At 56.6% G+C, this 24215-nt stretch carries 16 protein-coding genes and 1 other annotated feature; of the genes, 1 reads left to right on the top strand and 15 read right to left on the bottom strand.

Translation table 11 applies throughout. The features are described from left to right. Window positions 1-325 precede the first annotated feature (325 nt). Window positions 326-2542 (top strand): fibronectin type III domain-containing protein, encoded by a 2217-nt coding sequence (locus tag PKO02S_RS32770; RefSeq protein ID WP_174819871.1) that lies wholly within the window; start codon window positions 326-328, stop codon window positions 2540-2542. An 87-nt stretch (window positions 2543-2629) separates the two neighbouring features. On the opposite strand, the gene infC is transcribed toward PKO02S_RS32770, so the two are convergent. From infC to PKO02S_RS03005, 15 genes are all read right to left on the bottom strand, one after another. Further along, window positions 2630-3109: a translation initiation factor IF-3 gene (gene infC, locus PKO02S_RS03075; RefSeq protein WP_164821269.1), complete on the bottom strand. Its 480-nt coding sequence runs from the start codon at window positions 3107-3109 to the stop codon at window positions 2630-2632. 21 nt (window positions 3110-3130) lie between these two features. After that, entirely contained in the window at window positions 3131-4423 is a 1293-nt protein-coding gene (gene tyrS, locus PKO02S_RS03070; protein WP_127579617.1) for a tyrosine--tRNA ligase, read from the bottom strand. A 48-nt stretch (window positions 4424-4471) separates the two neighbouring features. Beyond that, window positions 4472-4716 (bottom strand) — a binding site (T-box leader). Between the two features lie 58 nt (window positions 4717-4774). Continuing rightward, window positions 4775-5521, bottom strand: a complete 747-nt coding sequence (gene map / locus PKO02S_RS03065) for a type I methionyl aminopeptidase (RefSeq protein ID WP_127579616.1) — start codon at window positions 5519-5521, stop codon at window positions 4775-4777. Between the two features lie 51 nt (window positions 5522-5572). Next, window positions 5573-5866 (bottom strand): YqkE family protein, encoded by a 294-nt coding sequence (locus PKO02S_RS03060; protein WP_127579615.1) that lies wholly within the window; start codon window positions 5864-5866, stop codon window positions 5573-5575. 5 nt (window positions 5867-5871) lie between these two features. Continuing rightward, the gene (locus PKO02S_RS03055) at window positions 5872-6240 is read right to left on the bottom strand and encodes an MmcQ/YjbR family DNA-binding protein (protein WP_127579614.1); all 369 of its coding nucleotides are present in this window, start codon (window positions 6238-6240) and stop codon (window positions 5872-5874) included. 127 nt (window positions 6241-6367) lie between these two features. Then, on the bottom strand, window positions 6368-7726 hold the full coding sequence (locus tag PKO02S_RS03050; protein ID WP_373865183.1) for a peptidase U32 family protein: 1359 nt from the start codon (window positions 7724-7726) through the stop codon (window positions 6368-6370). A gap of 32 nt (window positions 7727-7758) precedes the next feature. Continuing rightward, window positions 7759-8655 carry a peptidase U32 family protein gene (locus PKO02S_RS03045; RefSeq protein WP_127579623.1) on the bottom strand — a complete coding sequence of 299 codons (897 nt, stop codon included), beginning with the start codon at window positions 8653-8655 and terminating at the stop codon, window positions 7759-7761. Between the two features lie 60 nt (window positions 8656-8715). After that, window positions 8716-9810, bottom strand: a complete 1095-nt coding sequence (gene mltG, locus PKO02S_RS03040; protein WP_127579613.1) for an endolytic transglycosylase MltG — start codon at window positions 9808-9810, stop codon at window positions 8716-8718. Between the two features lie 97 nt (window positions 9811-9907). Beyond that, on the bottom strand, window positions 9908-10216 hold the full coding sequence (locus tag PKO02S_RS03035; protein WP_127579612.1) for a DUF1292 domain-containing protein: 309 nt from the start codon (window positions 10214-10216) through the stop codon (window positions 9908-9910). After that, a complete protein-coding gene (locus PKO02S_RS03030; RefSeq protein ID WP_127579611.1) occupies window positions 10216-10515 on the bottom strand; it encodes a DUF1292 domain-containing protein in 300 nt (99 codons plus the stop codon). The genes PKO02S_RS03035 and PKO02S_RS03030 overlap by 1 nt, the downstream gene beginning before the upstream one ends. Window positions 10516-10523: 8 nt before the next feature. Then, window positions 10524-10946 carry a Holliday junction resolvase RuvX gene (gene ruvX, locus PKO02S_RS03025; protein ID WP_127579610.1) on the bottom strand — a complete coding sequence of 141 codons (423 nt, stop codon included), beginning with the start codon at window positions 10944-10946 and terminating at the stop codon, window positions 10524-10526. Window positions 10947-10962: 16 nt separating this feature from the next. Continuing rightward, entirely contained in the window at window positions 10963-11223 is a 261-nt protein-coding gene (locus PKO02S_RS03020; RefSeq protein ID WP_127579609.1) for an IreB family regulatory phosphoprotein, read from the bottom strand. A gap of 183 nt (window positions 11224-11406) precedes the next feature. Then, the gene (gene alaS, locus PKO02S_RS03015; protein WP_127579608.1) at window positions 11407-14031 is read right to left on the bottom strand and encodes an alanine--tRNA ligase; all 2625 of its coding nucleotides are present in this window, start codon (window positions 14029-14031) and stop codon (window positions 11407-11409) included. 378 nt (window positions 14032-14409) lie between these two features. Further along, window positions 14410-15087, bottom strand: coding sequence for a S1 family peptidase (locus PKO02S_RS03010; protein WP_127579607.1), 678 nt, complete (start codon window positions 15085-15087; stop codon window positions 14410-14412). A 19-nt stretch (window positions 15088-15106) separates the two neighbouring features. Further along, window positions 15107-24196 carry a chitobiase/beta-hexosaminidase C-terminal domain-containing protein gene (locus PKO02S_RS03005; RefSeq protein WP_127579606.1) on the bottom strand — a complete coding sequence of 3030 codons (9090 nt, stop codon included), beginning with the start codon at window positions 24194-24196 and terminating at the stop codon, window positions 15107-15109. Window positions 24197-24215 lie beyond the last annotated feature (19 nt).

Below are 24215 nucleotides of genomic sequence, written 5' to 3'. Positions count from 1 at the left end.
CTCCAACTGAACATCTTCGCCAGAGGGCCGTCCGTAGGACGGTTTTTCTTAGCGCGCGCGAGGGGTGGGTTAAACATTTTACCCATTTTCCAACAAAATAGGGGGTCTTCCACAGCACGAAACATGAAAAAGTGCCGAAAATGAAAAAATCGGTTGATACCCGACATGGATAAATTTCGCTAAGTTAGAGAGGCAACCGATAAAGGCTGGACTATTCCATCTATAGAGAAAGGAGGCTGCGGTAACGAATTGTCAGAGACGGTAAAGAGGGATTGCATTTAGCACCGCAGGCCATTGGCCCAATCACGGAATGGAGGAAAATGGGATGATCAAATTTAGGCTCTTCAATAAGAGGATGTTCGCACTGCTACTGGCGATTGGATTGGTTTGCTCGGTCGTCCTGACCGTCGCTCCTCCGGCGCTTGCCGCAACCGTCTATGAAGTCGGTCCCGGCAAAACGTATACCAGCATCGGCAGCGTCCCCTTCGAGTCGCTTCAGCCGGGCGATACGGTGAAAATTTATTACCGATCGACTCCTTATAAGGAAAAGTTCGTTATTTCCCGTGCCGGCACCTCATCCAATCCCATTACGATCCAGGGGGTTCCCGGTCCGAACGGGGAGCTTCCGATCATCGACGGCGACGGCGCCACGACGCGTTCACAGCTCAATTTCTGGAGCGACAATCGCGCCGTCATCAAGATCGGCGGTGCGCGGTTCTCCGGCAGCACCTCCGACCCGGCGAACGGAGTATTGCCCAAGTACATCGTGATCGAAAACCTGGAAGTGAAAAACGGAAAAAATTTGTACCAATACACGGATAATACCGGAGCCACCAAAACCTATGCGCAAAATGCCGCAGCGATCTTTATCGAATACGGCGAAAATATTACCATTCGGAACAATACGATTACCGGCAGCGCAAACGGACTGTTCAGCGCCAGCTCGGATGAAGGTCAGACGAAGAACTTGCTGGTCGAAGGCAATTACATTTATGGGAACGGCAATCCGAATCGGGTATATGAGCACAATATTTACACGGCTGGCATCGGAATGATATTCCAGTACAACCGAATCGGCGATCTGTGCTCCGGCTGCACGGGCAATGCCCTGAAGGACAGGTCGGCCGGTACGATTATTCGCTACAACCATATTACGGGCGGCAACCGCGCTATTGATCTTGTCGAAGGCGACGATACGACCGCCATAAGCGGCCATCCCGATTACAACAAATCCTTCGTGTACGGGAACGTGATCATCGAGCCGGATGACTCCCGCAACCGTCAAATCATTCATTATGGCGGGGACAACGGCGTCACCAGCTTGTACCGCAAAGGCACCCTGTATTTGTACAACAACACGATCATCACTCAGCGGTCCACGAGCACGGCGCTGGTCCGACTGGAGACGGCAGACGAATCGGCCGACATTCGGAACAATATCGTATACAAAACAAATTCGGGAAGCACGCTCAGTATTCTTGACGATGTAGGTACTGTTAACCTGACTCACAATTGGCTCAGCGCGTTCACCAACTCTCTGTCCGGCGGCGGAACGGTAAACAATGACGGCACGCAAGTAACCGGAACTTCTCCCGGCTTCGTCAATCTGTCCTCCGGGGATTTCCATCTAACCTCCGCTTCCAATGCGATCAATGCCGGCACCTCGCTTCACTCGAATGCCTCCGGCCGGCCGGTGAGCATGCAGTATGTGTCTCATCAGGGGTCCGAAGCGCGGCCGAGCAATCCTCCTATCGATATCGGAGCGTTCGAATATGCCGGAAGCGGGGGCGGCGATACGCAAAGCCCGACGGCTCCGACCGGACTGACGGCCAATGCCGTGTCGTCCAGCCAGATCAATCTGGCATGGGGCGCCTCCACCGATAATGTCGGCGTAACCGGTTATCGGATCTACCGGGGCGGCTCTCCAATCGGCACGACAGCCGGCACGAGCTACAGCGATACCGGGCTTACGGCCTCCACCGCCTATAGCTACACGGTCCGCGCTTACGACGCGGCGACGAACGAATCCGGCAACAGCAATACCGCCAACGCCACGACGCTGTCCGGCGGAGGCGGCGGATTCCCGATCTACCTCTATGACGAAGCGACCAGCGTCACGTTCGCGAACGGCAGCGGCAGCTCGAACGCGCAAGTCGCCCTCGGCGAAGGCGTCGGCGGCTCGAACGCGCTCAAGTACACTAACTTGACCGGCTGGGCGCGGTCGAAGGATGTCAGCTTCAGCGCCAGCCCGATTGACATCTCCTCCGTCGTGTCCTCCGACAAAATTTATTTCAGCTTCGATGCGGGCACCGGCACGTCAAGCCAGTACCGGCTCGTCTTCAACGACTGGAGCTGGAACGGCGCACCTTCCGTGACGTTCACGCCGGATACGGCAGTCGGCTACGAATCGTTCGCACTGAGCTTAAGCGGCATTCGTACGGCGCTTGGCAACCAGATCACGAAGTTCTACATCGAGCGCGTGTCCAACGCTTATCCGTCCGCCACCACGATTTTGCTGGATGAAGTAAGATTCGATCATTAATAGGAAAAACCGTCAGGGTGATCGAGGATCACCCTGACGGTTTTTTTAGCGATAGCCGTTATGAAGTCAGCTTTGTCGGCCACCGCACTAGAGCGGATCCAGCTGCACGGCGGCTTGTTTGCCGCTCAGCTGGATGCCGGTCTTGCGCCGGCCGCAGCCGTCCAGGTCGCGGAGCAGCCGCTCCAGCAGCGACTTTGCCAGCGGCCCTTCCTTGCCCTGGATGCGCACGACGAACAGTACCGCGTCGCCGCCCTTCAGCAGGCGCTCGGCCTGCTGCCGCTTCGTGTCGTAGTCATGCTCCTCGATGTGCGGCGTGAGCCGAATCTCCTTGAGCTTGGCCGGCTGCTCCCGCTTGCGCGCCTGCTGCGCCTCGTCCTTCGCCGCGCCGGCGCCGATCAGCTTGCATGGCGGCGGGCTCGACAGGAGGGAGGTGCAGACGAGGTCGACCTTGAGCTTCTTGGCCAGCGCCAGCGCCTCCGAAGTCGGGACGACGCCTAAGTCCTCGCCTTGAAGTCCCGTCAGTTGGACTTCCTTAGCTTTGATTTTCTCATTCATCAGCAGCGCCATCGTCGCATCCTCCTCTCTGTCCTATTCGAACTTCACGAGGAAGTAGTTCTTTTTGCCGCGGCGCAGCACCACATAACGACCGTGCAGGCGGTGCTCCTCGCCGATCGCCGTATCGGCGGCCGTCGTCTTCTGCCCGTTCACGTACACGGCGCCGCTCTCAATGTCCTGCTTCGCCTGACGGCGGGAAGGCGCGGCTTGCGCAGCGATCAGCAGATCGATCAGCCCCGGCGTTTCTGCGGCAGCGAGCACCGTCGTCGGCATATCCTGCAGCGCCTCGACCAGCTCAGCCTCGCTCAGCTGCGTGACGTCGCCGGAGAACAGCGCCTGCGTGATCTTCTCCGCGCTCTCGACCGCCTCCTCGCCATGCACGAGGCGAGTCACCTCTCGCGCCAGCTCGCGCTGAGCGCCCCGCTGCTCCGGACGCTCGGCCGCCTCGGCGGCAAGCTCCTCGATCCGTTCCCTGCTCAGGAACGTGAAGTATTTCAAGAACCGGACGACGTCATTGTCGTCGGTGTTAATCCAGAACTGGTAGAACTGGTAAGCCGACGTCTTGCTCCGATCGAGCCAGACCGCGCCGGATTCGGACTTGCCGAACTTCTTGCCGTCGCTCTTCGTCACAAGCGGCACCGTCATGCCGAAGGCGTCGCCGCCGCCCGTCTTGCCGATGAGATCGAGACCGGCGGTAATGTTGCCCCATTGGTCGCTGCCGCCGACCTGCAGCGAGCAGCCGTGCTCAGCATGCAGCTTCTGGAAGTCGTAGGCTTGCAAAATCATGTAGCTGAACTCGGTGAACGAGATGCCGTTCGCGAGGCGCGAATCGACGGAATCTTTCGCCAGCATGTAGTTGACGGTGAAGTTTTTGCCTACATCGCGCAGGAACGTAATCGCGTCGAGCGGCTTCAGCCAGTCATAGTTGCTAACGAGCTTGGCGGGATTGTCTACGCCTTCGAACTGCAGGAAACGAGACAGCTGCCGCTTCAAGCTATCGGTCCATTGCGCGACCGTATCGTCGGTGTTCAGCGAGCGTTCGGTCGAGCGGCCGCTCGGGTCGCCGATGAGGCCGGTGCCGCCGCCGACAAGCGCGATCGCGCTATGACCGGCGAGCTGGAAACGGCGCAGGCACAGAACGGGCAGCAAGTGGCCGATGTGCAAACTATCTGCCGTTGGGTCAAAGCCGCTGTATAGCACAACGCGCTCTTTTTTCAATTTCTCGCTAAGCCCCTCGCGGTTCGTCATTTGGTGAACCAGTCCGCGGTATTCGAGGTCCTGCAGCAATACGTCCAACGATTCAGTGGATACGGATTCGGTTGTCATGGTCATCTCTCCTTTTAATTTTCAACAAAAAAGACCCGTCCTGCTATAAGCAGGGACGAGTCATCGTGGTACCACCCTAGTTGAGCACGACCCAAAAGCGCGCTCCACTCATTCGGATAACGGCCGACACCGTCCTGTCCTTCCATAGCGCTCCAGTCAAATGACGGATGCCGGGCTTCGGAACAAGATGCTCCGGGACGTAATTCGCGTTCATTCGTGCACCGGCTTGCACCAACCGCCGGCTCTCTGAAGCACTGATCTTGAGCGCTACTCATTCCCATCTTCGCGTTTGAATCTAACGTTTGAATAAGGTTATACCATTTTCGCTTATCCGTGTCAACTCATCAACCTTTAAACCATCGTAAAAATAACCGGCTTCCCCCGCGTAATCATAATCGTATGCTCGTGCTGCGCCACATAGCTCCGATCCGGCACGGACAGCGTCCAGCCGTCCTTCTGCGTCGCCACATGCTCCGCCCCCGTGGACAGGAACGGCTCTATCGTGAGCACCAGCCCTTCCCGCAGCAGCCGCTTCTCATGTTTGCTGAACACCGGCAGAATTTCGGTCGGCGGCTCGTGGAGCGCTCTTCCGATGCCGTGGCTGCATAGGTTGCGGATCACCTTATACCCGCCATTAGCCGCTTCTTGCTCAATCAGCCGGCCAATCTCGCTCACCCGTACACCGTGCGTCAATGAGTGGATCACCTTCATCATCGTGTCATGCGTGTAGCGGCATAAGCGCGTGAGCGCCGGATCGTAAGGCGGCATCTGGAACGAATGGCCCGTATCGGCATAAAAGCCGTTCAATTGCGCGCTCACGTCGATGTTGATAAGATCGCCGGCTTTGATTTTGCGAGAGCCCGGGATGCCGTGCGCCACATCATGATTCAGACTGATGCAGGTGTAGCCCGGGAACTGATACGTGACCTTCGGTGCGGATACGGCTCCATAACGGCTCAACACTTGGCCGCCGATTTCGTCGAGCTCCAGCGTCGTCATGCCGACCCTCGCGCTTTGCTTCATCTCCTGAACGGTCGTCGCCACGATTCGGCCGATTTCCTTCAGCGCCTGCACTTCTTCCACCGTACTAGCCGTCATGCCGCTTTCGCCTCCAGTTGATCCATTTTCCGCTTCTTCATCCGAGCGGCTTTATTTATATTTACGCCAATCCGTGCCGCTTGTGTTCAACAAATGCGCAAAATCGTTCTCGAGCCGCTTCTGCTCGGCTTTCCGGGCTTCCTCTACGAGTCGCCTCGCTTCTTGCTTTTGCGCCTCTTCGTCGGCTTTCATCTGATCCGCTTGCGCCTTCAGCTTCTCCACGACTGCCGGATTCAGCAAATCCTTCAGCGTAGCCGCCTTCTCCTCTTGGCGCTCTAGGCGCTTCTGAGGCTCTCGCCGTCCTGCCCCCGCCTGATGCGAAGGTTGTTTCTTACGCTTGCTCATCCCCGTCATCTCCTCTCCAAGCTGCCCAGTTTGCCGCCTATCGCCTCGTCATATACCTTCACCAGCCGTTTGGGCGACACTTCCCGCCATGCCTGGATCAGCAGCTGTCGCAGCTCCTCGTCATCTGCCTTGTCCATCCGCGCGATCATGTAGTTCAAGGTCGTATACTTCGAAGGCACGGTGTACACATCGGGATCCATCGTCGTAAAGGCGGTGCGGGTCTCGGGCGACGCCTTCAAGAGAAGCGATACGCCATCCTCCTGGAACACGGCAAATATTTTACCCCTTACACGAAACGAGCTTTTGCCCCAATGATCCTGCTCCTCCGCCTCCGGCATGGCAAGCGCCGCCTGGCGAATTTTTTCCGGTGTCATGGTAAAACCCTCCCCCTCTTCCCCATCCGCAATGATCAGAACCTATCCGAGCCGAGCCGAACCGACATAATGCAAAAAAACCGCCACAGGCTCCAACCTCGTTCCCATGACGGTCTTTCTCTGATGGTTAAGTAGGTTGCTTCTTCCCGACGCGCTTGCGCATCATATCGAATTCCTTGACCGGCTGGTCCGCCTTGAACCGCACCGGCTGCAGCGGATGGCGCGCGGCGTCGAGCAGGTTGCCTTCCTCGTCCCTCAGCTCGCCTACCGTCTGACGGAAGAACGTGCCGCCCGGACCGAAAAACTCGACTTCCGTACCCGGCTTGAAATGGTTGCGTTGCTGCACGGTCACGATGCCTGTCTCTTCGTCGTATGCAAGTACTAGCCCGGCGAAATCGTAATCGACCCGCTTGTCCTCCGGTCCGAAAATATGATCCTCATGTCCGGGATCGTCGAAGAAAAAGCCGGTGTTTAACGGCCGATTCGCCGCCTTATAAATCTCCTCGAGCCAAAGCGGGTTCAGCTCGTAGTTGTCCGGATCGGCATAATAAGCATCGATCGCTTGACGGTAGGCGTTCACGACCGTAGCGACGTAGTGAATGCTCTTCATGCGGCCTTCGATCTTGAAGCTCTCGACACCGGATTCGATCATCTGCGGCACGTACTCGATCATGCACAAGTCCTTCGCGCTCATCATGAACGGATCCTCGTTCGGGAACAGCGCCACTTCCTGCGCGCCTTCCTTGAACCGTCTCAGCGTTTCGTCCGCCATCGCCGCTTCCTCGGAGACGAGTGTCCCGACATTCATGCCGCCGTCCTCGAACAGATCATACTTCCACCGGCAAGACTGGCAGCAGCCGCCGCGATTCGAATCTCGGTCGGTGAAATGATTGGACAGCACGCAGCGTCCCGAGTAGGAGCTGCACATCGCACCGTGGATGAACGTCTCGATCTCGATGTCCACATTACGCTTGATCTCGTGAATCTCTTCCATGTTCGCTTCCCGCGCCAATACGACGCGATGTACGCCTTCGTCCTTCCAGAACTGCACCGCCTGCCAGTTCATCGTCGACTGCTGCGTGCTCAGATGGATTTCCAGCTTGGGCGCCGCCTTCTTGCAAGTCTCGATAATGGCCGGGTCGGCTACGATGATCGCAGCGATGCCCGCGTCCTGCAGGTTGCGCAGGTAATCCTCGATGCCCGCGATATCTTCGTTATGCGCGTAAATATTAGCGGCCACGAACACCTTAGCCCCGTATTGCTTGGCGAACTCGACCCCTTCGCGCATCTCTTCGAACGTGAAGTTATCGGCGCTCGAGCGCAAGCCGTACTTTTGTCCGCCGATGTAGACGGCATCCGCGCCGTAGCGGACGGCGAATTTCAGCTTCTCCAGGCTGCCGCCGGGAGCGAGCAGCTCCGGCTTGGGCGGCAGCTTCCGCTTGCCGGCCGAAACGGCATCGTCCGCCGCATTATTTTTCATCACCATACTCATCGTTCGTTCACCTCCATTCCTTCCCTTTAGTACACTTGCTCCTTATAGAAAAAGCCGAACGACAGCTCCCGCTCGGGATGCTGCAAAGCGCGAATCGGCTCGAGCCATTGCTCTTCGTCGAACTCGAACCCCTCAGGGTCGGCCATGTATGCGTCAATCGTCGCCCGGTAGCATCGAACGACTGTCTCCGTGTACTCGATCGGCTTCAGCAGCCCTTCGATCTTGAAGCTGTCGATGCCCGCCTCCAGCAGCTCTTGCATATTCTCCACCATGCAGACGTCGTCCGAGCTCATAATATGCGTCCCATTGCGGTCCTCGTAGACCGGGAACCGTTCGTCCTGCCGCTCCTCCTCGATGAGGAACAGCTTGCGGTCCTGGCTCAAATTCGCATCGGTCGGGTCTTGGCCTTGGTGGACGAAGTAATTGCTCACAAGCGCCCGTTTCGAATGATAAATGTTCGTCATGCCGTGGACCTGCACTTGCACCTCGAGCTTCGCGTTGTTCTTGAACTCGAGCACTTGGTCCATGTTCAGCTCTCGCGCGAGCACGACGCGCACGGCGCCCTTCGTGCCCCAATAATTGGCGGTCACATAGTTGGTCGAAGTCATCTCGGCGTTCCAATGAAGCGGCAACGACACGCCGGCTTGCTTCATCGCGATGAGGACTGCCGGATCACCGAACACAATCGCGTCAGCGCCTGCTTCCTGCACCTGCTTCAGATAGTCCGGCAGCTGTGGGAGGATCGCATTGTCCATGATGTTGTTGCAGACGACGTACACGCGGGCTCCGCGTTCATGCGCCGCCTTTACCGCTTGCCCCAGCTCTTCGACTGGGAAATGGCCGCTCAGCCTCATGCCGAACCGCGGATCTCCGATCTGGATGGCGTCAGCGCCTGCCTCGATCAGCCGAATGAGCTCGTCCATGGAGCCAGCCGTCACGAGCAGCTCCGGTTTGTAGCCTGATTCCGTTAAAGTCAAACCCGATCACCTCTTTTTGTTGCTCAAATCGATATTGTTCAAATGCTGCTGGTACGTCTCGGCAAAGTAATGCGCCTGCGTCCCGTCCTTCTTGGTCACATAGTACAAATATTTGGTCTCGGCCGGATAGAGGGCCGCTTGAATCGATTTCAGGCTCGGGCTCGCAATCGGACCCGGTGGCAGCCCTTGCACGTAATACGTGTTGTAAGGATGCTCGATCAGCAAATCTTTTTCGAACAATCTGTCCTTCGGCGCATCCAGAGCATATTGGACCGTCGCGTCGATCTGAAGCTTCATGCTCTGTTTCATCCGGTTATGAATAACGCCAGCCACGAGCGTGCGCTCCGCGTCCACCGCCACTTCCCTCTCCACTAGCGATGCGATGGTCATCATTTGATGGAAGGTCAGTCCGCTTGCCTGCAGCTTGTCCTTCCAATCGACGGGCAGTCCGGCCAGCTTGCGGTCCAGCTCCTGCAGCATCCGCTCGACAATGTCCTTCTCCGTGCTGCCCTTCTTCATCTCGTAAGTCTCCGGGAACAAATAGCCTTCCATCCGATGCTTCATCGAAGCGGAGTCCGGGATTTGTGCAATCCATGGATGCGTGGCTACGAACATCGCCTTATCCTCCGCCGTCTGCAGAAATACGTCCCGGTTGACCGCGCCTTGCGACGCCAGCTTGTCCGCGATCTGGAGCACCGTAAACCCTTCCGGAATCGTAAACCGCACCATCTCGGCTTTCACCGTATCTCCGGCGTTCAGCATGGCGATGATATCATCGAGCGTCGTTCCGGTGGCGATAGCGTAAGTACCTGCCTGGAAGCGGGAGCCTTCGCCCTTGTACTTCAAGTATACTTTAAAAATGAATGCATCGCGAATAAGGCCCTTGGTCTCCAATTGATCGGCGATTCCGGCCGACCCGGTTCCCGGCTCGATCGTCAGCTCCACCTGCTCGTCTGTCGCGGCCACCGGCTCCAGTGAGGATGCGGCATAAAGCCCCACACCAGCAACAGTTCCGATTCCCAGCAGGATCAGAATAACGACGACCCACAACACCGTTTTCCATCGCGTACGCGAAGGTTGTTGTTGCTCTTCCTGTTCCATATGCCCCCCTGATAGCTTTCTCTTCTCTCAAACAACAAAAAGAGCGGTTCGCACCGCTCGTTCGTCCAAGTCCTCTCAGCCTCAGGATCGGTTTGTTCTACTCGCCCGCCGGATACATCATGTCATCCACGATTTCGGAGACGATCTCCCATTCGTCGTCATCCTCGATCGTCTCCAGCTGCGGCTCCTCCCCGGGCGTTGCCTGCACTCTGAATAAGGCGAACTCGTGCTCCTTGCGCAGTGTCGGAGATTGAAGCGCCGCATATAGCTGAGAGTCGAGCGAGAATTCGGCGAGAATCCGGTGCACCTCGGATTCGCCCTGCTCATCGAAGAGGACGATCTCGGCTCCGTACTGCTCGCGCAGCACCCGCACTTCCTTCACATTCGGCCAAACGCCTGCAGCCATCAGCCTTTGTCCTCTTCCTCGAGCTCGGCCACCAGCGTGTTGAACGTTTCTTCGACCATGTTCCACTCTTCCTCGTCTTCGATCGTGAAGAGCTGCAGGTCCTCGCCGTCTTCCTCATAGCGGAATGCATATACTTCGTCGGTATCTTCGTCGCCGTCCACAGGAACGACCATCATGTATTTCTTGTCCGAGCCGTCAACCTCGAATTTCATAATCACTTCGAATTCTTCTTCGTTGCCGTCGTCATCCGGAATGAAGATGATTTCCGGTTCTTCGAAGTTTTGATCGTCGTTAGCCATGGTACACCTCACTTCTTCGATTTGTAGTCCAAAAATCCTTGCAAAATCAACACAGCCGCCATCTTATCGATGACCAGCTTGCGTTTCTTCCGGCTTACGTCGGCTTCGATCAGCGTTCGCTGCGCCGAAACCGTTGTCAGCCTTTCATCCCAGAGGTGCACTGGCACATTTAGTATTTGTTGCAAGGTCGCGGCGAATTCCTTGCAAATTTCGCCGCGGGGACCTATGGTGCCGTTCATATTTTTCGGCAGCCCTACGACGATCTCGGCTACCTCGTAGGCTCGGGCGATCACTTGCAAGCGACCCAGATCGTCTTCCAACCGCTTGCGGCGTATCGTCTCCACGCCTTGGGCAGTCCAGCCGAACGCGTCGCTTACCGCAACCCCGATCGTCTTGTCTCCGTAATCCAATCCCATGATTCTAACGGTCATTGTATCCGATGTCCCTCTACTTGTGATGCTGCAAGTAGCTGCGGACCAGCTCCTCGATCAGTTCATCGCGCTCCCGCTTGCGAATTAAGCTGCGGGCAATGTTGTGGCGCGGGATGAAGGCCGGATCGCCCGACAGCAAATAGCCGACGATTTGGTTGATCGGGTTGTATCCTTTCTCCTGCAGGGCGTCATAGACTGTCAAGATGACTTCCTTGGGCGATGTCTCTACGTCATCTGCTTTCACATCAAATTTCATCGTTTTATCCATATGGTTCATCGCCTAGCCACCCCCGTTCCTAGATCATATAACTGTATTATTCTCTACCTCGTGTAAAATTCCTGTCAGGTATTGAAAAATTCACAATTGCCAGGCTATAAACTCCCTCAGGCAGGCGCCACCGTCGTCCTGGTGTGCCTGCCTGGCGGCGAGCGCTAAGGTCTGAAAAATCGAATCGAAGTCTTAGGCGTTGCCTGCGAGCATTCGTTCAACGGCTTCGAGCGCGTCTTGCAGCTTCGAAGGGTCCTTGCCGCCGGCTTGCGCCATGTCGGGGCGGCCGCCGCCGCCGCCGCCGCAGATCGCGGCCGCTTCCTTCACAAGCTTGCCGGCGTGGTGGCCGATGGCAACGAGATCCGGCGTGACCGCCGCAACCAGGTTCACCTTGCCTTCGCTGACGGCGCCGAGCACGATGACGGCGGAGCCGAGCTTTGCCTTCGTCTGGTCGACGATCGAGCGCAGCGAGTCCATGTCGCCGGCATTCACTTGTGCGGCAAGCAGGGTGACGCCGCCTACAGTTTTCGCTTGGTCGGTCAGCGAGCCTGCCTCGACCGCGCTCATCTTGCCGCGCAGCGACTCGTTCTCGCGGCCGAGCTCGCGCAGCTGCTGCAGCAAGCCCTCGACGCGCTTCGGTACGTCGGCGATGCCGGTTTTCAGCTGGCCGGCCGCTTCCTTCAGCAGCTGGAGCTGCTGCTCCATGTACAGGTAGGCGCCGCGGCCGGTGACCGCTTCGATCCGGCGGACGCCGGAGCCGATGCCGCTCTCGCTGACGATCTTGAACAGCCCGATCTCAGCCGTGTTGCGTACGTGACAGCCGCCGCACAGCTCGATGCTGTAGTCGCCGACTTGGACGACGCGCACGATGTCGCCGTATTTCTCGCCGAACAGCGCCATGGCGCCCATCGCCTTCGCTTCGGCAATCGCCTTCTGCTCGATGACAACGCCGGTCTGCGCCCAAATCTGCTCGTTGACGCGGCGTTCGATGTCGGCGAGCTCCTCGGCGCTGATGCTGCCGAAGTGCGAGAAGTCGAACCGCAGCCGGTCCGGCTCGACGAGCGAGCCCGCCTGGTTGACGTGCTCGCCAAGCACTTGCTTCAGCGCCTTGTGCAGCAGATGCGTGGCGGTGTGGTTCTTGACCGTCGCTTCGCGTGCCGCTTGCGACACTTCCGCCGTCACGGTCTCGCCGCTGCGAGCCGTGCCGCTCATAATGCGCACGACATGCACATGCTGCCCGTGAGGCGCCTTGAACACTTCATCGACTTGCGCTTCGAAGCCGTTGCCGCGGATGATGCCCAGGTCGCTCACCTGCCCGCCGCTCTCGGCATAGAAAGGAGTGCGGTCCAGCAGCACCTGGCATGCGTTTCCTTCGCCGATCAGGTCGACAAGGCTGTCATTCGCGATAATCGCCGTAATTTTAGCAGTTGTTACCAAGTCAGTATAACCAACAAACCCGCTTTTAACCGTGAAATCGGCTAGCGCTCCGCCTTGGACCTTCATGCTGCCGGTGTCCTGACGGGCCGAGCGGGCACGGTTGCGCTGCTCCTCCATCTCCGCCTCGAACCCTTCGCGGTCGACGGTCATGCCGTTCTCCATCGCGAAGTCTTCCGTCAGATCGAGAGGGAACCCGTACGTGTCGTACAGCTTGAACGACTGTGCGCCATTGATGGAAGTACTGCCCGCTTGACGCGCTTCCTCGAGCATACCGGCGAGAATGGCCAACCCGTCGGACAGCGTCTCGTGGAACCGCTCCTCCTCCGTACGGATCACCTTCTCGATGAACTCGCGCTTCTCGACGACTTCCGAATAATAGCCGCCCATCACAACGCCAACGACCGGCACGAGCTTATACAGGAACGGTTTATCCATACCGATTACTTTGCCGTAGCGAACCGCGCGACGGAGCAGACGGCGGGTGACGTAGCCGCGGCCTTCGTTGGAAGGCAGCACGCCGTCGCCGACGGTGAAGGCAACCGTTCGAATGTGGTCGGCGATCACTTTCAGAGCGATGTCGAATTCCAGCTTCGTTTTGTACTGAATGCCGGCAAGCTTGCACGTTTCCTGGATCATCGGCTGGAACAGGTCGGTGTCGAAGTTCGAGTCGACGTCCTGGAGAATAGAAGCGAACCGTTCGAGACCGGCGCCGGTATCGATGTTCTTGTTCGGAAGCGGCGTGTAGCTGCCGTCCTTGTTATGATTGAACTGCGAGAACACGAGGTTCCATACTTCGAGGAAACGCTCGTTTTCGCCGCCCGGCCAACATTCGGGATCGTTCAAATCGCCGTATTTGTCGCCGCGGTCGTAGAAAATTTCCGTACAAGGGCCGCAAGGGCCTTCACCGATGTCCCAGAAGTTGTCCTGCAGCTTGTAGATGCGGTTTTCGGGGATGCCGATTTTTTTGTTCCAGAACGCAAATGCCTCTTCATCCTCAGGATATACCGTAACGGAGAGTCGCTCCGGATCGAAGCCAATCCACTTCTTGTCTGTCAGGAATTCCCAAGCCCATGTGATCGTTTCTTCCTTAAAATAGTCGCCGATCGAGAAGTTGCCGAGCATTTCGAAAAACGTATGATGTCGGCGCGTCTTGCCCACGTTCTCGATGTCGTTCGTCCGGATGCACTTCTGCGAGTTGGCGATGCGAGGGTTTTCCGGCTTCACGCGACCGTCGAAATAAGCCTTGAGCGGCGCCATCCCGGCGTTGATCCAGAGCAGGGACGGGTCGTTATGCGGGACGAGCGAAGCGCTCGGTTCAATATGATGTCCTTTGCCGGCGAAAAACTCCAACCATTTGCTGCGAATTTCACTTGCTTTCATCGCTACCCAGCCTCCATTTTATGCATAAAATTGAAAAGGAAATGAGAAAATCCGGAAAAATAGAAAAACCCGCCCCTGAAACAGGGACGAGTTCTATACTCGCGGTACCACCCTGGTTATTGCATCACGTGCCTGCAATCGCCTTAGTCAGGCTTGTAACGGTTCCTGGGCCGGCGGGTTTCTCTCCTCGCACTCGGAAATTAGCGTTCAGCCGTTCTTCTCGCGAAAAGCTCTCTCACCACGATGCCTGGACGGGCACGGAGCTTTCTCTCTTGTGCAAGGGCTGCGGCTTACTTGATTTCGTCTACGTTTTATTCCCTACTATTATAGGTAGCGGCGGGAGCGGTTGTCAACTGAGCTGATCGATTGTACGAATGCTTACTTTGGTTCCGGAGTCCAGAGTCGGAGCAATGCTTCGGTGCTCACAATCAAATGAATGTTGTTCATCGTGCGGAGCGAGCCGGAGATGACGCCGATCAGTTGGCCTTGCTTGTCGATCAGCGGTCCGCCGGACATGCCGCTCGCGATCTGGGCGGTGGTCAGAATTCGGTCGCGGCCATTGATATCGACCTTCGGTGTGCTGACAATTCCTTCCGTAATGATCGAAGTGTTCTTGAACGGGAAGCCGATCGCGAACGTCTTCTCCCCATGTTTGACCGGATTGCGGCGAATCTCCAGCATCGGGTATGGCGACTCTTCCGGTGCAGGGTCCGGCAGCTTCAGTACAGCCAGATCCTGCTCTTCATCAGTCGCGACTACCTCTAGCGGTCCAACCACGCGACCGTCGTAAAGCGTCGCCATAATACGCCCTTCTTCCTTCAGCACGTGGAACGCGGTGACCGCTATCCCTTCCGGGGATAGCAGGACTCCGGTTCCCGTCGACTGCACCTTGTCGTCCACGTACAAGACGCGGATGTAGAAGACGGCGCTCTCCGAGCGCTCGTAGATCTGCTCCGCATCGTACACCGGCGGCACATCCGCATCCGCGCGAAGGAAGAAGAAGCTGCCGGACAGTACAGTGACAAACAAGCAGATAGCTAGCAGCTTCCTTCTCATCGTTCCGTTCTCCTCCCTATTATTTCGAAACGGACATGATGTCTTCGAACGCCCAATGCTCAGGCGTCAAGTCGTTGTACTTCGCCGGCACGTTCTTCTTGACCGCGCCGATGATTCGGTTGATCACGACGACGGCTTGCGCGCGTGTGATCTCGGCTTCCGGCTGGAACGTGCCGTCCGGAAAGCCATTGACGTACCCTGCCGCCGTGAAGGCGTTGATGTACTTCTCGGCCCAATGGCCTTGCACATCGCCCAGCACGGTGTCTCCGGTATTCTGGATGTCCAGCTTCAGCACGCGGGACATGACGACGACGAATTCCGCTCGCGTCAGTCCGTTGGCGCCGCCGAAGCTGCCGTCCGGATATCCTTCGATAATGCCCGCCGATGTGAAGAACGCGACCAAATCTTCCGAACCTTTATTCACATCGCTGAACAGATTGCCGACGTTGACGTCCTCTTTGTCCAGCAGCGGTGCGATCACGTCGATCAGCTCGTAACGCGAGATGGCGTCGTCGGGTTTGAACGTCGTCTCATCATATCCCGATATGTACGGAATGTCCGCGGCATTCGGTTTAATGTCGAATTTGGCGTACTCCGTCTCGTACTGGATCGTAGTCACTTTGTCGCTCTTGCTCGTGATCACCTTGATCGTCATTTTGCCGGTGATCAGCAGATCGCCTTTGTAAATCGGGCTATCCTTCGTCGGCGTCGAACCGTCCGTCGTGTAGTAAATGATCTCGTCTTCCTCCGTAACCAGCTCCAGCTTGCTGTTGCGCGGTACGGTGTAAGGCGTCTTGCCGTCCCCATCCGTCGACCCGTCGCCGATGTTGACCGAGGTGCCCGGCTTAGGCGTTGGTGTCGGTGCCGGTGTCGGGGTTGGCTTTGGTGTTGGGGTTGGCGTCGGCAGAATAGGTACGTCTCCACCTCCACCGCCGCCTCCACCGGTTTGAAGGGTGAATGTGCCGCTATATACATCGCTAAGTTCTTTGTTCTCTACGAAAGTAACCGCCTTGACGGTCTTGGTAGCCGTCAATGAGATCGGACCGGTGTAGAGAGTCGAGCTCTCGTCTGGTTCGCTGCCATCGAGCGTGTAGTAGATCGCTCCGCTCGGTTCGTCCGTGGCAAGCACAACCGACGTTAAGGTACTGAAGCTTGTGTTGCCGGACACGAGTTTCGGCATAACGGCAACAGGATCATAGCGCAGCGCTTCCGTGTGAAGAAGGATGTTGCGGCTCAAGCCATTTGTGGTGGCTTTCAGAACGGTGCTGCCATCGGTTTTCAATGTGCCTTTCAGATTGCCGGAAACGAGACCGATCGTAACTTCCGCCGGATTGCCCGTCCATGCAATCGTACTATCCTTGGTCAATTCAAACGCGGAATCGATTCGGTTCACGATATCGTTGGCGTTCAAGATAATCGCCGCCGAGCTGAGCTTGGCATGATCGGAACCGGCGAACGCCTTCAGCGTCGGGAAGTAGCCGGCTGTTGCCTGCCACACCGCGCCGTTCAGATTCGCTTGCAAAGGCAGCGTGCCGGAAGTAAGCGCGCTCGCCGACAAACCAGCCGCTCCTGCAGCCGATCCGGTCGTACGTCCGCCCGCCGCGTTGTAGTAGGCCGTGTTCGACTTGAGCATTTGCCTGTTGAAGGCCGAGTCGGAGACAACCGCTGCATTTTCCTTCAAGCCGGCGATGCCGCCGTAGAACGTCTGGCCGGGAATGAGCTTCCCGCCTACCCCGGCAACCGCCTCGCCGTAGTTCAAAGCGCGGCTGATGCTGCCGGCTGATGCATAACCAACGATGCCGCCAGCACGGGCCCATGAGGTGCCCGTTGCTGTGATGCGGCCTGCATTGTACACATCGGAAATTGTTCCGCTGTTGATCCCCGCAATGCCGCCCGCGGTTGCTTGCGCGGAAGTCGCGCTCACATCGCTGTAAGCGAACGACTCGGAGATCGTGGCCGACGCCAGATTATTCCCTGTCAATCCCCCTGCCGCAGTGCCACTAGAGGTTACAGTGCCAGCCATCGTAACGCGAGTGATCGTACCGCCGTTCTGACCGGCGATGCCGCCCGCAAGTGTAGTACCGCTGACTTGGCCGCTGGCGGTCAAGTTGCTGAGCACGCCGCCCGGGTGGTTGATGCCGGCTGCAATCCCGACCGTAGCGCCTGATGTGATCTCGGCGTTCACGAAGTTGATGTTCTTGATCGTGCCCGTATTCTCGGCGACGAAGCCATATACCGACTCGCTGCCAATCACATGCTTGAGGCCCGACAGCTTGTAGCCTTTGCCGTCAATTACACCAGAGTAACTATCGAACGGAATCCATCGTTTACCGCTCAAATCCAGATCCGCACCCAAGGTGATCAAGTTGAGAGCCGGACGTACCGATGGGTTTCTATCATAAAGACGATAGTAGTTCAAGGAAGTATCATTGTGCAGCAGAGCTGCGGTACGCAGCTGAGCCGGCGTCATGATGACGGCCTCGCCTGTGCGCGCTTGATCCAGGAACACCGGATCGGGATCCAAAGTCCAATCTTCCAGCCCAAGCGAGCTTGTCAGATCGGCCTGCGTTGCCCCTGGAGCCGTTCCGGCATTATGCCCGACTGCATTCCCAGCCACTTTATACTTCGAAGTTATAATTTTGCCGTCTCGGAAGTTATATCCGACCAGTTCGCCTTTATAAACGTTCGCTCCTGTTACATTCATGGTAATGGTAGGAACATCCGAGTATACATTTTCCAGTTGACCGTCGTTGTAGCCTGCAAAGCCTCCTGCATAAGCGCGTGTCGCATGGTTGATCCCATTCGTCACAAGCGAAGCCGGGAGCGCGTAGGCGTTCTTGATTACGCCACGACGTTCAACGGATGCCGCGAAGCCTGCCGTCCGCGTGTCAAAGCCGGAGTTGATCACGTTCGCTTTTGCATACGAATCCGTAATCGTGTACCGGTCGATCAACCCAACGAATCCGCCGGCTTGTACGCCTGTTTTGCCTTCTACGGTCACGAGCCCATCCGCATAAGACCATTGGATCGTTCCGGTCCCTACGGTCGACTCCCCGAGTACACCGGCGAATCCGCCGACGTAAATTGTATTGTCTTGGTTCGTGTCCAGCACGGTAACCGGTGTACTGGCATACGAGTAAGTAAACTTGGTCCGATCGCTCGTGCCTACGAATCCGCCCACTCGAGTAGCCGGGATATGACCGGACTTGCTTGCTGCAGTGCCCACAGTAACGCTGTTTGCCGAACCGCCTGCCGCATTCGTATAATGGAACTCTCCTCCATCCGTCCGACCTGCAACGCCGCCGACATGGTAGTAAACGCTGGTATCGGCGCTAACCGTGTTTCGGGCGTACGAGCTGACAATAATGCCGTTGCTGTGACCGACCAACCCGCCTGCAGTAGCGGTTTTAGCGTTATGCGCTTCTACTTTCGACGTTGCGGTCGAATGGTAGATGGATGCCGTGCTATTTTTGCCGACAAGTCCACCTACGTACAAATCTCCTGCTAGACTTGCTCCGTCCGCCACGATGGCGTGCGAGTGAACCTTGGAATCATAAATGCCTTTGTAGAAAGGAGCGAAATTGCCGAAATCGAGACCCTGATTGACATTGCTAGCTTCGATAACGCCCGCGATTCCGCCTACCGCGCCTTCCGTACGCACCGTAGCTGCGATATCCGAATCGACGTCCGCCTGATTCACGATGGAGTTGAGGCTATGTCCGGCAACTCCGCCCGCGATTACGTTATCGCCGACCGCTTGAATATGGGCCGCGAACACCGGCTTGACAACCGCCGCCGAGTCGAGCTTGCCGAACACCCCGCCGACCGTCGCCTGCGGACTGGCGCTCAAGGAAGAGAGATTAATTTTCTCCACCTTCACATTCTCCGCGTCATAGGTTGTTGTGCCCGCTCCGATTTTCAACCCGACGATGCCGCCTACCGTGCCGTTACCGCTCAGATGTTGACCTGCGCTAGCCGTGGTCACCTTAATGTTGCGGAGCGTATTGCCTGCATCCGATTGTCCGATCAGCGAGCCGATCGTCGATCCGGCACCGGTAGCCGTTAACACACCGCCACCGTATGTCAGCGTAATGTTCTCCGCGTGCCCGGAAGCGTAACGTCCGATCAAACCTCCGACCGTATTGTTCGTGCCGGATGCCGAGATCGTCAGCTTATTTACGATTTCCACTTGCAGGTTGGTCGCATCGCCTGTCTGACGGCCGATCAACCCGCCTACTGTCGCATTCGCCACCGAGCTGCCCACGCTGCCTTTTATAACCTGATAATCGTAGCTGTTCATTGCCAATTGCGTATAGTTGTCCCCGATGATGCCGCCGACATAGGCGTTGTTGCCCGATGCTTCGACTCGGCTGCCATCCTTTACGACGACATGAATGTTGGTCAGTGTGCCTGTATTTTTGCCCAGAAGCGCTCCGGCCACATTGCCTCGAACCGTCATACCGTCCAGCAGACGAATGTCCGTCGTGTCGATCGTCCCTTTGTTCCAGCCGGCTACAATCCCCGTATGTTGGTTGCCTGCCACGAAGATCGGCTCCATATAGAGCTTGTTGACTCGCCCTTGATTGCCTATAACCCCGAATAATCCGGAATAGTTGTGAGCCGCCTGGATCGACAAGCCGTCAATCAAGTGATTGTTCGCCAGGAATGTGCCTTGGAACGCATTCGCTTCGCTGTTGCCGATCGGCTCCCATTGAGACGACTGGATATGAATGGGATTCAACAGCCTTACCGTGCGCAAAGCGAAGTTAAACGGCTCCATCCCCGGTACCGATCCGTTGACGATCGCAGCCAGACCGGCCAGCTCCGCCTCCGTCTTGATGTCGAAGAACAGCGCACTCTTATCCTTCATGAACCAGTTGACATTCGCATTGACACTGCCGCTGCCGGTATCGCCGCCGGTGTTGGCCGTCCGGATGAGCTCCGGGAATTTATATTGCGCGTTCGGGGATCCGTACTTCCATACGTTGACGAAATCCCAATCCGGCCCTACCCCGGTAGCTGCCCACACCGGAAATACTTCGCGATCCTCAAGCGTCTCTTTCAGAATCGTACTAAGGCGCGCTTGAAGATTGAGCCAAATGTGGTTGCCCTCGGCGAAATCCGGCAAGTCTTTATTGATTTCCCCATCCTTCAGATAAAAGCTCGTATCGATCAAATCCGTCGCTTGGTTGTCGTAACGTCCGATGAAGGCGCCAGCCAAGGCACCGTTCGAGCCCGAGACATGACCGGCAGAGTAGCTGGTCGCTACATGTCCATTCGTTATTCGGCCCAGCAAACCGCCGGCGTACGAGTTCGCGTTCGTTGCCGATACTTCTTTGGCTACATAGGAGTTGGCTACCGTTCCTGTCGGCAATTCGCCGACCAAGCCGCCGACGATCGAGTAAGGCCCGTTCGCGGTCACTCTGGAGGAAGTGTATGATTTCTCAATCGTGCTCGTATTCCGTCCGGCCAGACCGCCCAGATAGACGGGATTGCCGTCCGTACCGATTGCATTGCCCGTTACGTCGATATCTACGTAGGAGGAGATGACTTTGCCGTCGTTCAATCCTACGAGACCGCCGGCCAAGCTGTGATTGCCCTCAACCGTCAGATTGGCGTTGGAGTACGTGTAGTACATGGTGGCGCCGGCAATGTTCCAACCGACCAGACCGCCGATCGTACTGTTGTCGCCCCAAGAGATGACTCCGTTTTTGTCCGTAATGCTGTTATTCGCGATCAAGGTGCGGTTCTCCGCCACCATCCCGCCTAGCAGCGCATCGTTTGCAAACGATTGAACGGTGCCGACGAAGCGGCTGTTCTGAATCGAGCTGACCGCCGTTGTCGGATCCACGGTAGGATCGATGGCGCGCACATCGTTCAGACCAACGAAACCGCCCGCTTTCGCCTGCGTGCCCCCGCTGTTGATCTTGATATTCAGCGATTCCATATAATTGTTAGAAATAATGGCCGTGGCCGTACCGATGTTGTATCCCGCCATCCCGCCTACGATCGGTCTTGGACCATTGGCGAAAAGGTTCACTTTGTAGCCTGATATTTTGTCGATCTTCGTACGATTGTTGTACCCGGCGATCCCGCCGATGTAGACATCGGTAGCGTTCGTCGAAGCTGTGATCGCTACGTTCTGTAAGTTTGCCTGGAATCCATCGCCCAAGATGAAACTTTCCTCAATGAGTCCAGCGATGCCGCCGGCCTTGACGTTCGAAACGTTTACGATCATCATGGCATAGTCCGGTTCGACCGCTTGGACGGACGGATTCGAAATCTCGGTCGTCTTCGCATATCCTACGATACCGCCTATCGGGCTGTTCGCTACGGTTGCCGTCATCAACGGATCGGACCCCATCAACAGAGTAGAATCCTTAATATAGGCAAGCGGTGTTCCACCGCCAGGCGCTTCCGAATAACCTACAATCCCGCCTGCAAGAATGCCCGCGCCAAGCGGCTCCAGCGACGCGTATTCCACTTTAGCGTCGGTTGTGGTGCCGGTGTTGTACCCGACCGCTCCGCCGATTCGGTTGTTGGCTCCCGACGCGGTTATTTTAATCGTATTCGCCAAACCGTTTGGCGTTTTTCCTGTGTTCTCACCCACGAGACCGCCCAAATCGAGGTTGGCGGCCGTTCCGTTGATCGTCAAGTTTTTCACGGCCATTTTCCGATTCGGGTCGAGCTCTACAGTAGTTGCTATGTTCAAGCCGATTAGACCACCGACATTGACTCCTGCCGTCGGCACATCAAGCTGCATGCCGTCCGCCGAAATCGACAGCTTCGTGGAAGCATTTCGGCCTACCGCGCCGCCGACGTTCGCTTGAAGCGCGTTTACCGTCACCTTGACATTTTCGATCAGGATCGGAGCCCCTGCCGCGCCTACAGTCGCAACCGCAGTCAATGCTCCGGCAATTGCGCCGAGATCATAATGACTGCGACCGACTTCGTTGATCAGGCCGATCTGGGACACCTTGTTGCTGGTTCCCGCGCCAATCGTCAATACGCCGTCGTTAATCCCGACGATGCCGCCCGCCGTGAAACGGTCTTGTCCATCCGTCGCACTTGGAACGGAAACTTCCAGCTTCATGCTGATAGCGTAAGGATCGGCTGGCGCGCTTGGATTGACGTAGTTCGCATCTCCTACAGTCGCTCCAGTTATTGCGCCTTGCGCTTTCCCTGCGATCCCTCCGGCAAATCCGTTGATCGTCTTTACTGTCAGGCCGATGTATTTCACGGTTGGGGTATCAATGGTGCCTTTCGAGTAACCGGCGACACCGCCGACAACGCCATCCGCCTGGATCGTCGCGTAATCGGTAGCTGTTTTGCCGACCGACGCATTTTTGAGCGTGCCGCCTTGCATGTTGCCTACGATCCCGCCTGAGTAGACGTGATCTCCACCGGTTGCATTGATTTTGCCTGTGAAGCCTACATCTTCAATAGCATCCGTTCCGCTGATGTTCTCGTAATAGCCCACGATACCACCGGTGCTGATGGTGCCTGCGGTACTGGATGAAGACGCTGTTACCGTAATTTGTTTGGCATAGGAAAGGTTTTTCAGCGATTTGCCGAGTCCCCCATCCAAAATCACACCTATGAAACCACCTGTATAAATTTTCGATTGCCCCGTAACGTTGAGGTCGACCGTGTTGCTTGCAATGGAGTTCGGGGAATTAAAGGCTCCCTCCCCCGTAATCCCTCCTGTATATACTCCGACTCCCCCGGTAACTGAAAAAATACCGCTGTTCCTATACGCGTTTACCGTCGAGCTGTTCAGTAGGGCCGAATGGAGCGTCGATCCGATTAAACCACCTGTATACACTTCGCTAGGATTAATCATAGGGGTAGAACCCTGAACGGATAAAGACCCTTGATTGGATGCAATGCCGCTGAATGTGATCGGCTTCGTTGCTTTACCGATTAGTCCGCCTGTGTAGAGCTGAGCCGTACCTGTTGTACTGATAGACACCGTATTCGTGAAGTTGTTGCCCCATGTCAGCGTACTGTCCAACCGCCCGACAATTCCGCCCGTATATACATTCGTGCCCCCGTTATTGACGAGCGCGCCTGTGCTCGCGAAGTTGATGTTGAACCCGGTGCCATCCGGCTGCTCGGTGCCGAACCCACCGATCAGACCTCCGAGGAAAGAGCCTGTCCCGGTCGAAGACTGAATCGAAAGCGCGCCTGAGTTGGACGATACCGCGGAAAGGGTTAGTTTGCCGTCCGCTTTCCCGATAAGCCCCCCTGCATATGTAGTAGTGGAAGAGTTCACTGTAATGGCCGCGGTGTTCAGGATTGGCGTATTCTCGTCGTGCATCAACAAAGGTCCTGATACATAACCGACGATACCGCCGGCTTGAATAGTGCCAGCAGCTCCAGTCACTGTAATCGCGCCGTTGTTTGCAACCTTTTTGACGATAAGGCCGGTTCGAGTCGATTGTCCGACGATTCCACCGACGTTCGTGTTTACCCCGTTGACCGTAATGGTCTGATCGTTATTCGAGCTCGAGATGGTTCCTTCCCCCATCCCGACAATCCCGCCTACATAGGTAGATTGCGTATAGGAGCTTGGCATCGAGTTGCGAACGTTGTGCACGGTGCTGTCGTTGACCATCATGCCTACGGCGACACCTGCATATACGGCTTGGGTCACATTATAAGTAGGGACTGTGCCGGTAGGTGAGAACTCGAGCTCCGCGATGGTGCCGCCATCCATGTAGCCGATCAATCCGGCATATGTAGAATTGCTGCCTACATGGAGACCGGAGATCTTTTTCGGATTCAAGTCTGCCGAATAGATCGTTCCCTTGAACGGATTAGCCTCAGTTCCTATCGGGATCCACTCATGCGCCGACAAATCCAAATCCCGGTCTATCTCAAGGATGATCCCTTCGAGGGGATTCCCGTTGTTGACCAGCTTCGCTACTCCCGCTAACTTTACGGCCGAGTCGATCGTAAATGTATCGTTGAGCGTATTGTACCAGTTCGCATCCGCTACGCTTGACCACTCGGACGCCTGCACCAGTCTGCTTCCGAGCAATCCCCCGAGCGCCAGCAAGAGGACCATAAGTACTAGCGCAATTTTTGATTTTGGCTGCAGAGCCATTGTTACACCGCCTCAGTTG

It is taken from the genome of Paenibacillus koleovorans NBRC 103111, assembly GCF_004000845.1.
In the GTDB taxonomy this organism is placed as follows: Bacteria; Bacillota; Bacilli; order Paenibacillales; family NBRC-103111; genus Paenibacillus_AA; species Paenibacillus_AA koleovorans.
The sequence above is the reverse complement of the archived record's forward strand: the minus strand, read 5'-3'. Positions and strand labels throughout refer to the sequence as shown.